This window comes from Mangrovihabitans endophyticus, assembly GCF_014646155.1.
Taxonomy (GTDB): Bacteria; Actinomycetota; Actinomycetes; order Mycobacteriales; family Micromonosporaceae; genus Actinoplanes; species Actinoplanes endophyticus.
On the sequence record NZ_BMMX01000001.1, the window covers coordinates 195,528 to 210,722 of the forward strand.

A 15,195-nucleotide genomic window follows, 5' to 3' on the forward strand; every position below is an offset into this window, starting at 1 on the left:
CGGCGGCGGCACCGTCCGGTGTCCGGTGTCCTGGATCACCGCGTCGGCGGTTTGCAGGGACCCCGCGAAATACGTAACGTTGTCGTAGTGAAAAAAGAGGTGCGTGTCCGGACCGGCGTGGCGGCGACCGCCACGACGGACGGTCGCACCCGCGATCGCGTGGCGCGGCTGCTGCTGGAGCGGGGTGCGGCCACCGCGGCCGAGCTCGGCGCGCAACTGGGCCTGAGCCCGGCGGCGATCCGCAAGCATCTGGACGCGATGTTCGCCGAGCGGCTGGTGGAGACGCGCGAGTTGCGCGTCGCCGGCCGGCGCGGCCGGGGCCGCCCGGCCAAGGCGTTCGTGCTGACCGCCGCCGCCCGGGAGACATTCCCGCACTTCTACGACGACATCGCCACCGCCGCGCTGCGGTGGATCGCCGAGCACGGCGGCCCGGAGGCGGTCAGCGCGTTCGCCGCCACCCAGGTCGCGGCGCTGGAGGAGAGTTGTCGCGGTGCGTTGCGCGAGGCCGGGCGCGACCCGATCGCGCGGGCGGAGGCGCTCGCCGAGGCCCTGACCGACGAGGGCTACGCTGCGAACGCGACCACGATCGCGTCCGGTGGGCAGCTATGCCAGCACCACTGCCCGGTGGCACATGTGGCCGCCGAATTCCCGCAGCTGTGCGACGCCGAGACGGAGGTCATCTCCCGGCTCATCGGCACCCACGTGCAGCGGCTCGCCACCATCGCGCACGGTGACGGGGTGTGCACGACGCACATCCCCACGCTACCCATGACCGGACCGACGACCGCGCCAGAGACCACGGTCCAGAACACCACGGTGAGGACAGACACATGACCGACCAGATCGTCACTCAGGAAGAGCATCTCGCCGCCCTGGGCAAGTACGAGTACGGGTGGGCCGACTCGGACGTCGCCGGCGCGTCCGCCCAGCGCGGGCTGTCCGAGGCCGTGGTGCGCGATATCTCGGCCAAGAAGAGCGAGCCGGAGTGGATGCTGGAGCGTCGGCTCAAGGGCCTGCGCCTGTTCGACCGCAAGCCGATGCCGAACTGGGGCGCGGACCTCACCGGCATCGACTTCGACAACATCAAGTACTTCGTGCGGTCCACCGAGAAGCAGGCGGCCTCGTGGGACGACCTGCCCGCGGACATCAAGGCGACGTACGACAGGTTGGGCATCCCGGAGGCGGAGAAGCAGCGCCTGATCGCCGGTGTGGCCGCGCAGTACGAGTCCGAGGTGGTCTACCACAAGATCCGTGAGGACCTGGAGGAGCAGGGCGTCCTGTTCCTGGACACCGACACCGGGTTGCGCGAGCACGAGGACCTGTTCAAGGAGTACTTCGGCACGGTCATCCCGGTGGGCGACAACAAGTTCGCCGCGCTGAACACCTCGGTGTGGTCCGGCGGGTCGTTCATCTATGTGCCCAAGGGCGTTCACGTCGAGATCCCGCTGCAGGCCTACTTCCGGATCAACACCGAGAACATGGGCCAGTTCGAGCGCACGCTGATCATCGTCGACGAGGGCGCGTACGTGCACTACGTCGAGGGCTGCACCGCGCCGATCTACTCCTCCGACTCGTTGCACTCCGCGGTGGTGGAGATCGTGGTGAAGAAGAACGCGCGCTGCCGCTACACCACGATCCAGAACTGGTCGAACAACGTCTACAACCTGGTCACCAAGCGCGCGACCTGCGAAGCGGGCGCGACGATGGAGTGGATCGACGGCAACATCGGCTCCAAGGTGACGATGAAGTACCCGGCGGTCTACATGACCGGGCCGCACGCCAAGGGCGAGGTGCTCTCGGTCGCCATGGCCGGCGAGGGCCAGCACCAGGATGCCGGCGCGAAGATGGTGCACGCGGCGCCGCACACCTCCTCGACCATCGTGTCCAAGTCGATCGCCCGGGGCGGCGGCCGCACCTCGTACCGCGGGCTGGTGCAGGTGCTGGACGGGGCCAACCGCAGCGCCAGCACGGTCAAGTGCGACGCGTTGCTGGTCGACACCATCTCCCGCAGCGACACCTATCCGTACGTCGACATCCGCGAGGACGACGTGGCGATGGGCCACGAGGCGACCGTGTCCAAGGTCAGCGAGGACCAGCTCTTCTACCTGATGAGCCGCGGCCTGACCGAGGACGAGGCGATGGCGATGATCGTGCGCGGCTTCATCGAGCCGATCGCCAAGGAGCTGCCGATGGAGTACGCGCTGGAACTGAACCGCCTGATCGAGCTGCAGATGGAGGGCGCGGTCGGCTGACCGCGTCCACCCACCGGAACCAATCCGCGCAATCGCAGAGCAAGGACGAGATGAGTACCGAGGCCATGGCACCGCCCAGCACCAAGTCGCAGGTGCTGCGTTCGTTCGACGTCGCCGACTTCCCGGCCCTCACCGGGCTGGAGGAGGACTGGCGCTTCACCCCGCTGAAGCGGCTGGGCGAGCTGGCCACGGCCACGTCGCTGAACGGTGCCGCGCCGACCGTGCAGCCGATGGGCGACCTGCCCGCCGGCGTCACCGTGTCCGAAGTGCACCCGGGCAAGGTCGAGCCGCTGCTGACCCCGTTCGACCGGATCAGCGCGCTGGCGCACGGCTCGGCCGCGGCGGTCAGCCTGATCGAGGTGGCGCCGGAGACCGAGAGTGCCGAACCGGTGGTGATCCGGGTGACCGGGCAGGGCGTGACCGCGGCCGCCGCGCGGACCGTGGTCCGGGTCGGGGCGTTCGCCCGGGTCACGCTGATCCTGGAGCAGCTCGGCACGGCCACCGTGGCGGACAACCTGGAGGTCGTGCTGGCCGACAACGCCCAGCTCACCTTCGTCACGCTTGCCGAATGGGATCTGGGCGCGGTGCAGGCCCAGCACCTCCGGTTCCGGGTCGGCCGCGACGCCCGCGTCAACCACGTGCAGGTCGCGCTGGGTGGCGACCTGGTTCGCCAGTTCACCAGCGTCGAGTACGCCGGACGGGGCGGCGAGGCGGAGCTGCACGGGCTGTACTTCGCCGACGCCGGCCAGCACCTGGAGCACCGTCAGTTCGTCGACCACGGGGTGCCGGACTGTCGCAGCTACGTCGGATACCGTGGCGCGTTGCAGGGCGCGTCGGCGCACACCGTCTGGGTCGGCGACGTGCTGATCCGGGCCGCGGCGACCGGCACCGACACCTACGAGATCAACCGGAACCTGGTGCTGACCGACGGCGCGCGGGCCGACTCGGTGCCGAACCTGGAGATCGAAACCGGCGAGGTGGCCGGTGCCGGGCACGCGAGCGCCACCGGTCGGTTCGACGACGAGCAACTGTTCTACCTGATGGCCCGTGGCATCCCCGAAGACGAGGCGCGCAAGCTCGTGGTGCGCGGCTTCTTCGCCGAGCTGATCAACAAGATTCCGTGGCCGGAGCTGCGCGAGCGCCTCGGCGACGCGATCGAGGCCCGGCTGGCCAAGGCGGGAGCGTAACGGACGTGAGCTTCCACCTGGTCGGCCCGGCGGACGACGTCGCCAAGGGCTCGGTGCGCAGCGTCGAGGTCGACGGCGTCGAGATCGCCGTGGTCCGCGCCGACGACGGCGAGCTGTACGCGGTGCGCGACGAGTGCAGCCATGCGGCGATCGCGCTGTCCGAGGGCGAACTGGACGGCTGCACCCTGGAGTGCTGGCTGCACGGATCGCGCTTCGACCTGCGTACCGGGGAACCCACCGGCCTGCCCGCCACCGAGCCGGTGGCGACCTTCCCCGTCGAGATCCGCGACGGAGACATCTATGTTTCGACGACACCGAGCAATGGAGTGAACCCGTGAGCACCCTGGAGATCCGTGACCTGCAGGTTTCGGTCAAGCTGCCGGAGGGCGAGCTCAAGCCCATCCTGGCCGGCGTGGACCTGACCGTGAAGTCGGGCGAGACGCACGCGATCATGGGCCCGAACGGCTCCGGCAAGTCCACTCTGGCCTACTCCATCGCCGGTCACCCGAAGTACGAGATCACCGGCGGCCAGGTGACCCTGGACGGCGACGACGTGCTGGCCATGACGGTCGACGAGCGGGCGCGGGCCGGGCTGTTCCTGGCCATGCAGTACCCGGTCGAGGTGCCCGGCGTGTCGGTGGCCAACTTCCTGCGTACCGCCAAGACCGCCATCGACGGCGAGGCGCCCAAGCTGCGCACCTGGTCCGGTGAGCTGCGCGGCGCGATGGAGCGGCTGCACATGGACCCGGCGTTCGCTCAGCGCAACGTGAACGAGGGCTTCTCCGGCGGGGAGAAGAAGCGGCACGAGATCATGCAGCTTGAGCTGCTGAAGCCGAAGATGGCGATCCTCGACGAGACCGACTCGGGCCTGGACATCGACGCGCTGCGCGTGGTGAGCGAGGGCGTCAACCGGGTCCGCGCGGGCGGCGACAGCGGCCTGCTGCTGATCACCCACTACACGCGGATCCTGCGCTACATCAAGCCGGACTTCGTGCACGTCTTCGTGGCCGGCAAGATCGTTCAGGAGGGCGGCCCGGAGCTGGCCGAGCAGCTCGAAGCCGAGGGTTACGAGCGCTACGTGAGCGCTCAGGTCTGACGGTCGGGAGAACGCCGTGAGCTTCGACGTGGCCAAGGTGCGTGCCGACTTCCCGATTCTTTCCCGGGAGGTGAACGGGCACCCGCTGGTCTATCTGGACAGCGCCAACACCTCGCAGAAGCCCCGCCAGGTGCTGGACGCGATGCGCGAGTTGCAGGAACGGCACAACGGCAACGTGTCGCGCTCGGTGCACACCCTGGGCACCGAGGCCACGTCGGCGTACGAGCATGCGCGCGCCAAAGTCGCCGCGTTCATCGGCGCGGCGTCGGCCGACGAGGTGGTCTTCACCAAGAACTCCACCGAGGCGATCAATCTGGCCGCGCACAGCGTGGGCCGGATGCTGGAGATCGGGCCCGGGGACGAGATCGTGATCTCCGAGATGGAGCATCACTCGAACATCGTGCCGTGGCAGATGCTCTGCGAGCGCACCGGCGCCACGCTGCGCTGGTTCGGCGTCACCGACGAGGGCCGGCTGGACGAGTCACGCCTGCACGACCTGGTCAACGAGCGCACCAAGATCGTGTCCGTGGTGCACGTGTCGAACATCCTGGGCACCGTCAACGACGTGGCGCGGATCGCCGACCGAGCCCGTCAGGTGGGCGCGCGCATGCTGCTGGACTGTTCCCAGTCCGTGCCGCACATGCCGGTCGACGTGGCCGCGCTGGGCGTCGACCTGATCGCGTTCACCGGGCACAAGATGCTCGGGCCGACCGGCATCGGCGTGCTCTGGGGCCGGTCCGCGGTGCTGGAAGCGATGCCACCGTTCCTGTCCGGCGGCTCGATGATCGAGACGGTGACGATGGAGCGGACCACGTACGCGATGCCGCCGGCCCGGTTCGAGGCGGGCACGCCGCCGATCGCCGAGGCGGTCGGACTGGGCGCCGCGGTGGATTACCTGTCCGCCCTGGGCATGGACGCGGTGCATCGCCACGAGCGGGAGATCGCCGCGTACGCGCTGAAGTCGCTCGCGGACATCGACGGCGTGCGGATCTTCGGCCCGGCCACGCCGGAGGGGCGCGGCGGCACGGTGTCCTTCGCGGTCGACGGTGTGCACCCGCACGACGTGGGGCAGATCTTGGACGATCTCGGTGTCGAGGTGCGGGTGGGACATCACTGCGCGCGGCCGGTGTGCGCACGCTTCGGGGTGCCCGCCATGACCCGCGCCTCGTTCTACCTGTATACGACGACGGCCGAGATCGACGCGCTGGCACAGGGCATCGAGCAGGTCAAGAAGGTGTTCAACCCATGACGGATCAGCTGTACCAGGAGATCATCCTGGACCATTACAAGAACCCGCACGGCCGCGGCCTGCGGGAACCGTTCGCGGGTGAGGCGCACCACGTCAACCCGACCTGCGGTGACGAGATCACCATCCGCGTCACGCCGGACCTGTCCGACATCTCGTACGACGGTGTGGGCTGCTCGATCAGCCAGGCGTCCGCTTCGGTGATGCACGAGCTGCTCACCGGGCGCACGCCCGAGCAGGTGCGCGTCATCGAGGAGGCATTCGTCGCCCTCATGCAGGGCCGCGGGCAGGTCGAGCCGGACGAGGACGTGCTCGGCGACGGCGTGGCGTTCGCCGGTGTGGCGCGCTACCCGGCGCGGGTGAAGTGCGCGCTGCTGCCGTGGATGGCGTTCAAGGACGCCGCGGCGCGCGCCGGTGCACTGGCGGAGTCGGGGGACAGGCAGACGGCGGGGACGTCGAAGGGAGCAAACTCATGACCGACAGGACTGTGGACGACGTCGTCACCGACGCAGCGACGACGGCGGCTCCGGAGGCCGCGCCGGTCGCCGAGGCCGCGCCGGTCGTCGGCACCGCGCAGGCCGGCGCGACGGCGAGCGTGGCCGACGTCGAGGAGGCGATGAAGGACGTCGTCGACCCCGAGCTCGGCATCAACGTGGTGGATTTGGGTCTGGTCTACGACACGCACGTGGATGACGACAACGTGGCGACGCTGGACATGACGCTGACGTCCGCGGCGTGCCCGCTGACCGACGTGATCGAGGACCAGACGCGGCAGGCGCTCACCCAGGGTCCGGGCGGCGGCCTGGTCAAGGACTTCCGCATCAACTGGGTGTGGCTGCCGCCGTGGGGACCGGACAAGATCACCGACGAGGGCCGGGAACAGTTGCGCGCGCTGGGGTTCAACGTCTGATCGCCTGCCGTACTCACGGCAGGTGGTCGACCGTGTTGTATTCCTGCAGCACGAGCGTGCCGGACGAGCCGTCGAACCGGGTGAGCGAAGCGTTGCGCACCCCGCCGCTCGCGGTGATGCGCATCACGTCATCCCACGCCAGTTGCTCGATGACGAACCGGGTCATCAGCACCACCGCGTCGTGCGCGACCACGACGACGCGCTGCCCGGCGTGCTCCCGGTTGAGATCGTCGAGAAACGACGTGAGCCGTCGGCTGATGTCCGTGAAGGACTCCCCGCCGGGCGGCCGATAGTCGAATTCGCCCGCCTCGCTCCGGCGTGCCGCCTCGTCCGGGTAACGGCGCCGGATGGCGGCGCGGGTGAGCATCTCCAGCTCGCCGAGCAGCCGGTCGACCAGGCGGTCGTCGGTGGACGGCGGGGGTAGCTCCCGGCCGGACGCCTCGGCGGCGATGCGCCACGTCTCACGGGCACGCACGTACGGCGAGGTGACGGCCACCTGCGGCAGCCGCTCGCCGGGCAGGGTGGCCAGCCACCGGCCGACCGCCTCGGCCTGCCGCACGCCGACATCGGTGAGGGGGACATCGGTGTCCCGGCCGGTGAGCCCCGACTCTTCCCGACCGGCCGCGTCCGCCCGGGGGAAGGCCACGTTGGCCGCGCTCTGCCCGTGCCGGACGAGGACGAGTTCCGCGACGACATCCATGATCGCGACCCTATCCCGGCCGGGTCGCCGGAAATTCGGTGGTCGCACCGAACGGCATGCCAGGACGATGTCGAGGTGATGGGGGCATTCCTGGCCGGCGCCGCGGCCGGATACGGCATCGCGATGCCCGTCGGGGCGATCGGGGTCTTGATCGCCGGTCTCAGCGCGCGGCACTCGTTGCGGGTCGGTGCCGCGGCGGGGTTGGGAGCGGCCACCGCGGACGGGCTGTACGCGCTGGCCGCGGTGCTGGGCGGCGCGGCCGTGGCGGGCATCGTCGCGCCGTTCGCCGGGCCGTTGCGGATGGTCGCCGCGGTGACCCTGGTGGCGCTGGCCGTGGTCACCGCGGTCGGTGCGATCCGGCGGCGCGCCCGGCCACCGGAGGACCGCTCGCGTCCCGTGTCGCCCGGGGCGGCCTATTCCGGCATCCTCGCGCTGACCTTGCTGAACCCCGCGACGGTGGTCTATTTCGCGGCCCTGGTGCTGGGCCGGGGCGGCCGGTTCGGCGGGGGCGGCGCCTGGTTCGTGACCGGTGCGTTCCTGGCATCGGCGAGCTGGCAGTTGTTCCTCGCCGGCGGTGGGTCGCTCGTCGGGCGGTTGCTGGTCGGTCCGCGGGGCAGACTGATCACGGCCCTGGTGTCCAGCGCGGTGATCGCCGCGCTCGGCATCGGCTTGTTGTGAGGTGCGCGGACCGCGCGGGGCGTTGTGCCACGATGAGGAACGGCCACCACGAGAGTGGGCGAGGGCACGGACCACGATCGGGGAGTCACGGTGAAGGGACGGCCGGCCGCGGGCGGCGGGCGCTGGGTGGACGTCGCCCCGGACCGTCTGCCGCGCTGGCTGGAGAACTTCGCGGTACGCCACGGCGCGTACCGGAGCGAGGGGTTGACGGTCACCGCCGCGGACGGTGCCGTCGCCCGTTTCGAGACGCCCATCGGTGCGGACCCGGTGGATTCGGTCGATGATCTGGTGCGCACCGCGGCGCGGCCCCGTCGGCTGGGCCTGCTGCTGGCCCGCAAGGCCGCGGTTGCGGTGGGCGTCGCGGACGGCTCGCGGCTGCTTGCGTCCAAGGTGGACACCCACTACGTGCAGGGCCGCACCGCCGCGGGCGGTTGGTCGCAGCAGCGGTTCGCGCGCCGCCGGGCGAATCAGGCCAAGGCCGCCGCCGCGGGCGGTGCCGACGTGGTGGCGCGGGTGCTGCTGCCGCACGCGGACGGGCTGGCCGCGCTGGTGACCGGCGGCGACCGCGCGGCGATCGACGCGATCCTGTCCGCGCCTCACCTGAGTCCGCTCGTCCTGGTGCGCGCGGCTCGGGTCCTGGAGGTGCCCGAGCCGCGGCACGCGGTGCTGCTGGCCGCGATCGATCAGGCTCGCGCGGTGCCCGTCCTGGTGCGGGACCCGTGACGGGCGGGCATCACTTCACCGCGCCGGCGGCGAAGGTGTCACAGGACTTGGGGTCGCCGCTCTCGTAGCCGGTGCGGAACCACTGCTGGCGCTGGGCCGAGGTGCCGTGGGTGAACTCGGCCGGGTTCACCGAGCCGCCGCTGCGCTGCTGCAGCGTGTCGTCGCCGATCTTGCTGGCGGTGTCCAGGCCCTGCTGGATGTCGCTGTCGGTGATGCTGGTGAACAGCTTGGTGCCGTCGCTGCCCTCGGTGTCGCTGGCGCCGTTGGCCCAGGCCCCGGCGTAGCAGTCGGCCTGCAGCTCCAGTTTGACCGAGAGGTGATTGGCCTCGTCCGGGTCTCGTTGCTGTTCCCGGCGCATCTCGGCCTCGGTGCCCAGCAGATCCTGCACGTGGTGGCCGTACTCGTGGGCCAGCACGTACGGCTGGGCGAACTCGCCCGGAGCGCCGAGCTGATCGGCGAGCAGGCGGTAGAACGTCAGGTCGATGTAGACGTGGTCGTCGGCGGGGCAGTAGAACGGCCCGGTGCCCGAGTCGGCCGCGCCGCAGCCGGTGCTGACCTGGTTGGAGAAGTAGCGGGTGGTGGCCGGCTCGTAGGTGGTCCCGAACGCGGCGGGCAGCTCGTCGGTCCAGTACGCCTGGATCGAGTTGATGTAGAGCAGGTTGCGACAGTCGAGCTGCTTGAGCCGGTCCGCATTGGCGCTGCCGCATTCCTGCTCCAGGCCCGGCCCGGCCGCGGGTTGCCCGCTGGGGTCGCCGCCGTTGAGGGTGTCGATGCCGAAATATCCGCCGACCAGGGCCAGCAGCACGGTGACGATGACGCCGGTGAGGCCGCGACCGCCGATCGGGAGGCCGCCGATGCCTCCGCCGCCGCCGCTGCCGCGGAGGTCTTCCACCTGGCTGGTGTCCAGATCTGCGTTCTCGTTGAGTCTCATGTCGTCCTCGCTCGCGGCGGTCCGGGCACGGATGCACGGCAGGTACCCGTTGATCTTGGTCGCTAATCGGGTGGGTAGCGTGCCGGGCCGCCCGGTAGTATGCACGGGTGCTGCTCTGCGAAGGCTGACCCCACCCTCGGCCGTCACGGCCGGCCGTTCCGGTCGGCGAAGTGACGGTCGCCGTTCTTTCGTGCCCCGAGTCAGCCGTCCATTCCGAGAGCGAGAAAGCCTTTTCATGATCACCGCTACCGGACTCGAACTGCGTGCCGGCGCCCGCATCCTGCTGTCCCCGGTCACGTTGCGCGTGCAGCCCGGCGACCGGATCGGCCTGGTGGGCCGCAACGGCGCCGGCAAGACCACCACCCTCAAGGTGCTGGCCGGTGAGGGCCAGCCGTACGCGGGAGAGGTGACCCGCACCAGCGAGATCGGCTACCTGCCGCAGGACCCGCGCACCGGCGATCTGAACGTCACTGCCCGCGACCGCGTGCTCTCCGCGCGTGGGCTGGACACGCTGCTGGCCGAGATGCAGAAGCTCGAGGTGCAACTGGAGGAGAGCGCCGACGAGAAGCTGATCAAGCGGTACGGGCAGTTGGAGGACCGGTTCGCCGGGCTGGGTGGGTACGCGGCCGAGGCGGAGGCAGCGCGGATCTGCGCCAACCTCGGCCTGCCCGAGCGCGCCCTGGCACAGACGATCGGGACGCTGTCCGGCGGCCAGCGGCGGCGCATCGAGCTGGCTCGCATCCTGTTCCAGGACGCCGGGCAGAACGGCCGCGGGATCCTGCTGCTCGACGAACCGACCAACCACCTCGACCAGGACTCCATCGCCTGGCTGCGCGGATACATGGCGCAGCACAAGGGCGGCCTGGTGGTGATCAGCCACGACGTCTCCCTGTTGGAGGCGGCGGTGAACAAGGTGTGGTACCTGGACGCCAACCGCGCGGTCGCCGACATGTACAACATGGGCTGGAAGACGTATTTGGAAGCCCGCGAGACCGACGAGCGGCGCCGCCGCCGCGAGCGCGCCAACGCGGAGAAGAAGGCGGGCGCCCTGATGGCGCAGGCCGACAAGATGCGGGCCAAGGCGACCAAGACGGTGGCCGCGCAGAACATGGCCAAGCGCGCGGAGCGGTTGCTGAGCGGACTGGACGAGGTGCGGGCCCAGGACAAGGTGGCCAAGGTACGGTTCCCGAGCCCGGCGCCGTGTGGCAAGACGCCGTTGACCGCGGCGGGGTTGTCCAAGTCGTACGGGTCCTTGGAGATCTTCACGGACGTCGACGTGGCGGTGGACCGGGGTTCTCGGGTGGCCATCCTGGGCCTCAACGGCGCGGGCAAGACCACCCTGCTGCGCATCCTGGGCGGCCTGCTGGAGTCGGACACCGGTGAGGTACGGCCGGGCCATGGCCTGCGGCTGGGGTACTACGCCCAGGAGCACGAGACGCTGGATGTGGACCGCACCATCCTGGAACACATGCGCAGCGCCGCGGCCGAGCAGACCGACACGGATCTGCGCAAGATCCTCGGGGCTTTCCTGTTCTCCGGCGACGACGTGGACAAGCCGGCGGGTGTGCTGTCCGGCGGTGAGAAGACGCGCCTGGCGTTGGCCACCCTGGTCTGCTCGGGGGCGAACGTGCTGTTGCTGGACGAGCCGACGAACAACCTCGATCCGGTGAGCCGCGAGCAGGTCCTGGACGCGATTGCGAACTATCCGGGCGCGATCGTGCTGGTGACGCACGACGCGGGGGCGGTCGCGGCGTTGAACCCGGACCGGGCCATCCTGCTTCCCGACGGCGACGAGGACGCCTGGAGCGACGACCTTCTGGAGCTCGTGGAGCTAGCGTAATTCGCGCCTTTGGTCCGATATATGGTGTTTAGTGATTGAGGATCATCGTTATCGCCCATTGTCAACTGGCACCCGCACAGAAAGTGCGACAGATGACCATGTTCGGGCGGCCTGTGGCGCGGTCCGGGCATCACGAATCGGGCGTACTGCCCTCTCGGCGACCGTTCGGGCATCGAGTGACGTCAGAGGGTGAGCGTCGCATAGACGGTGGGTTACAACCCGCATGGGGCGGTGTTTATGCAGGTGATCGGGGGTCGTGGGTACTGTCGGGTTTGTTTACGACTCGGTGTGGAAAGCCGCTGGAGGGCCGCGTGGGCCATGCCCGGAACTGCCTGCGGCTAACTGTCTGACATTGATGCGAGTTGTCATCGTCAAGTTCCTGACAGTGGTAAATGGGCACGTTGGTTAACCCGAGATGCCTAGCGCATGATCGTTGTAGGCGGTCTAATGGGTGGGACCGTATCCAACCGCACAGTGACCGACGTGAGGATTGAGCATGGCAGCCACCGGCACAGCCACCAGCACCGAGAAGGGTCGTCGAATCATCGGCAGTGAGCGACAGACCCTGGCCAAGGATCTGGTCAAGCGATACACCTCCGGCGAGAGCATTCGTGCCCTGGCTGCCTCGACCGGACGGTCGTACGGCTTTGTGCACCGGGTGCTGACCGAATCGGGTGTGCAGCTCCGCCAGCGCGGCGGCGCCCGGCGCCGCAAGAAGGCGTGACCGGCTCGACGTCGCAAGCCGGGGTTCGCTTCGAGCAGGACGGGCCGGTGGCAACGGTGACGTTGTGCCGACCGGAAGTGCTCAATGCGCAGACGCCGGCGATGTGGGCGGAGCTCGGCAACATTTCCCGGAAATTGACTGGCGACGTCAGAGTCGTCATTGTCCGGGGCGAGGGACGCAGTTTTTCCGCGGGTCTCGATCTGTCCGTGGCCCGCGGCGAAGGTGTTTCTTCGCTGGCACATCTGGCGCAACTCTCCGAGGCCGAGTGCGCCGAACGGATTGCCGGCAGCCAAGAGGCTTTCACCTGGCTGCGGCGACCCTCGTTGGTCACCGTGGCGGCGGTCCAGGGGCATGCCATCGGTGCCGGCTTCCAGCTCGCACTGAACTGCGATCTGCGGATTCTGGCCGACGACGCACGGTTCTCGATGGCCGAGGTCACCCTCGGCCTCGTGCCGGATCTCGGGGGCACGAAGCGTCTCACCGAGTTGATCGGTCCGTCGCGGGCGCTTGAGGTGTGCCTGACCGGGCGCCGGATCGAGGCCCGTGAAGCGGAACGGATCGGTCTGGCCACCGCCGTGGTGTCCGGGGACGAGCTGGACACCGCGGCCCGTGACCTGGCGGCGGCGGTGCTCGCGGCGGACCCCGGGGCGACGGCGGAGATCAAGGCGTTGATCTCCGGTGCGTCCGGCCGGTCGTACGCGGACCAGGACCGTGCCGAACGGGAGGCGCAGACGCGGCGTCTCCGCGACCTCTTTTTTGTAACGCCCGATTTGGAATAAGGCCCTTACTGGCCGATGTTGTCGTACCCGCGGGGCAGACTGGGGTCTGTCGTCGGGAGGTGAACATGTCGGCCGGTTCGAATTGGATGATGTTGCGGGCGATCCGTGATCAGGAGCGGGTCACCCAGCACAAGATCAGTCCGGGCACCACCAGGCGCATCGCCGCCTTTGCCCGGCCCTACCGGCGCGACATCGCGGTGTTCCTGGTCACCGTCGTGATCGCGGCCGGGATCGGGGTGGCCACGCCGGTCCTGGCGGGTCATGTGGTCAACGCGATCACCGGCGGGGGCGCCGACGCGGCGTCCCTGGTGATCAGGCTCGCGTTGCTGATCGGCGCGCTCGCGGTGGCCGACGCCTTCCTGTCGCTGGCCCAGCGGTGGTACTCCGCGCGCATCGGCGAGGGCATCATCCTCGACCTGCGGACCCTGGTCTACGACCACGTCCAGCGGATGCCGCTGCAGTTCTTCACCCGCACCCAGACGGGCGCCCTGGTGAGCCGGCTGAACAACGACGTGACCGGCGCCCAGCGCGCCTTCACGTCGACGCTGTCCGGCGTGGTCAGCAACGTCATCCAGTTGGTGCTGACCGCGGCCGTGATGTTCACCCTGTCCTGGCAGATCACCGTGCTGTCGCTGGTGATGCTGCCGCTGTTCGTGATCCCGGCGCGCCGGGTGGGCAAGCGGCTGGCCGAGATCACCCGCGAGTCCTACAACCTCGACGCGAAGATGAACGCCACCATGACGGAGCGCTTCAACGTCTCCGGGGCGTTGCTGGTCAAGCTGTTCGGGCGCCCGGAGGCGGAGGCGCAGCGCTTCGGCGAGCGCGCCGCCCGGGTCCGCGACATCGGCGTGCAGCAGGCGATGTACTCGCGCACGTTCTTCGTCGCCATGCTGCTCGTGGCCTCGCTGGCACAGGCGCTGACCTATGGTCTGGGCGGCTGGCTGGCGGTCACCGGCAGCGTCACCGCGGGCACCGTGGTCACCCTCGCGCTGCTGCTGACACGGCTGTACGGCCCACTCACCGCGCTGAGCAACGTCCGGGTCGACGTGATGAGCGCGCTGGTGTCGTTCGACCGGGTCTTCGAGGTGGTCGATCTGCGCCCCGGCATCGAGGAGAAGCCGGATGCGCGGGACATCACGCCCGGCGCCGGCCGGCTGGAATTCCGCGACGTGCACTTCCGCTACCCCAGCGCGGATGAGGTCTCGCTGGCCACCCTGGAAGACGTCACCACGCTCGACCGCACCGAGAACGCCCCGGTGCTGCGCGGCGTCGACTTCACCGTCGAGCCGGGGCAGATGGTGGCGCTGGTCGGGCCGTCCGGAGCCGGCAAGTCGACCACCTCCATGCTCGTCTCGCGGGTCTACGACGTGACCTCCGGGGCGGTCCTGGTGGGCGACGTGGACGTCCGGGACGCGACACTGGACTCGCTGCGCGACACCATCGGGGTGGTCACCCAGGACTCGCATCTGTTCCACGAGACGATCGCGGAGAACCTGCGATACGCGCGGCCGGACGCCACCGAGGAACAGATGTGGGAGGCGCTGCGCGGGGCGCAGGTGGCCGAACTGATCAGGTCGCTGCCGGACGGCCTGGACACCATCGTGGGGGAACGTGGATACCGTTTCTCCGGCGGCGAGAAACAGCGCATCGCCATCGCACGGCTGCTGCTCAAGCACCCGTCGATCGTCATCCTCGACGAGGCCACCGCGCACCTGGACAGCGAGTCCGAGGCCGCCGTGCAGCGTGCGCTGTCGGTCGCGCTGCAGGGACGCACGGCCTTGGTGATCGCCCACCGGCTGTCCACGGTCCGCGACGCCGACCAGATCCTGGTGCTGGACGAGGGCCGCATCGTGGAGCGCGGCCGGCATGCGGACCTGGTCGCCGCGCACGGGCTTTACGCCGAGCTCTACCGCACCCAGTTCGCGGTGGCCGACAGCCCCGCGCCGATGGCGGAGAACGTCGAGATCCTCACGGTCCCGTCGACCACGATCGAACCCTGAAGCCGCGGCTCAGCGCGCCCGGTATGCATCCGTGACCCGACGATGGCCGATAACGCCGTCCAGAGCGATACCCCCGCCGACGCCCTGGCTCAGGCCGCACCGCATCAGGGTGGCAACGGTTTCGCCCGG

The 15,195-nt window shown here is 69.6% G+C and carries 16 protein-coding genes; 14 read left to right on the forward strand and 2 right to left on the reverse strand.

Going from position 1 to position 15,195, the window contains the following annotated elements; translation table 11 throughout:
• Positions 1 to 69: 69 nt before the first annotated feature.
• The 8 genes from IEY73_RS00815 to IEY73_RS00850 are packed head-to-tail and all read left to right on the forward strand — an operon-like array spanning position 70 to position 6,691.
• Complete coding sequence (locus IEY73_RS00815; protein WP_373292733.1) at positions 70 to 834, forward strand: helix-turn-helix transcriptional regulator; 765 nt, start codon at positions 70 to 72, stop codon at positions 832 to 834.
• Positions 831 to 2,252: a Fe-S cluster assembly protein SufB gene (gene sufB, locus IEY73_RS00820; protein ID WP_189077063.1), complete on the forward strand. Its 1,422-nt coding sequence runs from the start codon at positions 831 to 833 to the stop codon at positions 2,250 to 2,252. Before IEY73_RS00815 ends, sufB begins: the two co-directional genes overlap by 4 nt.
• A gap of 50 nt (positions 2,253 to 2,302) precedes the next feature.
• Complete coding sequence (gene sufD / locus IEY73_RS00825; RefSeq protein ID WP_189077064.1) at positions 2,303 to 3,439, forward strand: Fe-S cluster assembly protein SufD; 1,137 nt, start codon at positions 2,303 to 2,305, stop codon at positions 3,437 to 3,439.
• Positions 3,440 to 3,444: 5 nt separating this feature from the next.
• Positions 3,445 to 3,777 (forward strand): non-heme iron oxygenase ferredoxin subunit, encoded by a 333-nt coding sequence (locus IEY73_RS00830; RefSeq protein ID WP_189077065.1) that lies wholly within the window; start codon positions 3,445 to 3,447, stop codon positions 3,775 to 3,777.
• Positions 3,774 to 4,535 carry a Fe-S cluster assembly ATPase SufC gene (gene sufC / locus IEY73_RS00835; protein WP_189077066.1) on the forward strand — a complete coding sequence of 254 codons (762 nt, stop codon included), beginning with the start codon at positions 3,774 to 3,776 and terminating at the stop codon, positions 4,533 to 4,535. The genes IEY73_RS00830 and sufC overlap by 4 nt, the downstream gene beginning before the upstream one ends.
• Positions 4,536 to 4,551: 16 nt before the next feature.
• The gene (locus IEY73_RS00840; protein WP_189077067.1) at positions 4,552 to 5,784 is read left to right on the forward strand and encodes a cysteine desulfurase; all 1,233 of its coding nucleotides are present in this window, start codon (positions 4,552 to 4,554) and stop codon (positions 5,782 to 5,784) included.
• Complete coding sequence (sufU, locus tag IEY73_RS00845) at positions 5,781 to 6,257, forward strand: Fe-S cluster assembly sulfur transfer protein SufU (RefSeq protein ID WP_189077068.1); 477 nt, start codon at positions 5,781 to 5,783, stop codon at positions 6,255 to 6,257. Before IEY73_RS00840 ends, sufU begins: the two co-directional genes overlap by 4 nt.
• Positions 6,254 to 6,691, forward strand: coding sequence for a metal-sulfur cluster assembly factor (locus IEY73_RS00850; protein ID WP_189077069.1), 438 nt, complete (start codon positions 6,254 to 6,256; stop codon positions 6,689 to 6,691). Before sufU ends, IEY73_RS00850 begins: the two co-directional genes overlap by 4 nt.
• Positions 6,692 to 6,704: 13 nt before the next feature.
• Here IEY73_RS00850 and IEY73_RS00855 read toward each other — a convergent pair whose 3' ends face one another.
• Positions 6,705 to 7,391 carry a histidine phosphatase family protein gene (locus IEY73_RS00855; RefSeq protein ID WP_189077070.1) on the reverse strand — a complete coding sequence of 229 codons (687 nt, stop codon included), beginning with the start codon at positions 7,389 to 7,391 and terminating at the stop codon, positions 6,705 to 6,707.
• A gap of 78 nt (positions 7,392 to 7,469) precedes the next feature.
• On the opposite strand from IEY73_RS00855, the gene IEY73_RS00860 reads away from it, so the two are divergent.
• Entirely contained in the window at positions 7,470 to 8,069 is a 600-nt protein-coding gene (locus IEY73_RS00860; protein WP_189077762.1) for a LysE family transporter, read from the forward strand.
• A 90-nt stretch (positions 8,070 to 8,159) separates the two neighbouring features.
• Positions 8,160 to 8,792, forward strand: a complete 633-nt coding sequence (locus IEY73_RS00865; protein ID WP_189077071.1) for an acVLRF1 family peptidyl-tRNA hydrolase — start codon at positions 8,160 to 8,162, stop codon at positions 8,790 to 8,792.
• A gap of 10 nt (positions 8,793 to 8,802) precedes the next feature.
• On the opposite strand, the gene ypfJ is transcribed toward IEY73_RS00865, so the two are convergent.
• Positions 8,803 to 9,723 (reverse strand): KPN_02809 family neutral zinc metallopeptidase, encoded by a 921-nt coding sequence (ypfJ, locus tag IEY73_RS00870; RefSeq protein ID WP_189077072.1) that lies wholly within the window; start codon positions 9,721 to 9,723, stop codon positions 8,803 to 8,805.
• Positions 9,724 to 9,958: 235 nt separating this feature from the next.
• On the opposite strand from ypfJ, the gene IEY73_RS00875 reads away from it, so the two are divergent.
• The 4 genes from IEY73_RS00875 (at position 9,959) to IEY73_RS00890 (ending at position 15,066) form a co-directional block, all read left to right on the forward strand.
• Entirely contained in the window at positions 9,959 to 11,563 is a 1,605-nt protein-coding gene (locus tag IEY73_RS00875; RefSeq protein WP_189077073.1) for an ABC-F family ATP-binding cassette domain-containing protein, read from the forward strand.
• A gap of 496 nt (positions 11,564 to 12,059) precedes the next feature.
• Positions 12,060 to 12,287, forward strand: a complete 228-nt coding sequence (locus IEY73_RS00880) for a helix-turn-helix domain-containing protein (RefSeq protein ID WP_189077074.1) — start codon at positions 12,060 to 12,062, stop codon at positions 12,285 to 12,287.
• Complete coding sequence (locus tag IEY73_RS00885; protein ID WP_189077075.1) at positions 12,284 to 13,066, forward strand: enoyl-CoA hydratase/isomerase family protein; 783 nt, start codon at positions 12,284 to 12,286, stop codon at positions 13,064 to 13,066. The genes IEY73_RS00880 and IEY73_RS00885 overlap by 4 nt, the downstream gene beginning before the upstream one ends.
• A gap of 65 nt (positions 13,067 to 13,131) precedes the next feature.
• Positions 13,132 to 15,066: an ABC transporter ATP-binding protein gene (locus tag IEY73_RS00890; RefSeq protein WP_189077076.1), complete on the forward strand. Its 1,935-nt coding sequence runs from the start codon at positions 13,132 to 13,134 to the stop codon at positions 15,064 to 15,066.
• Positions 15,067 to 15,195 lie beyond the last annotated feature (129 nt).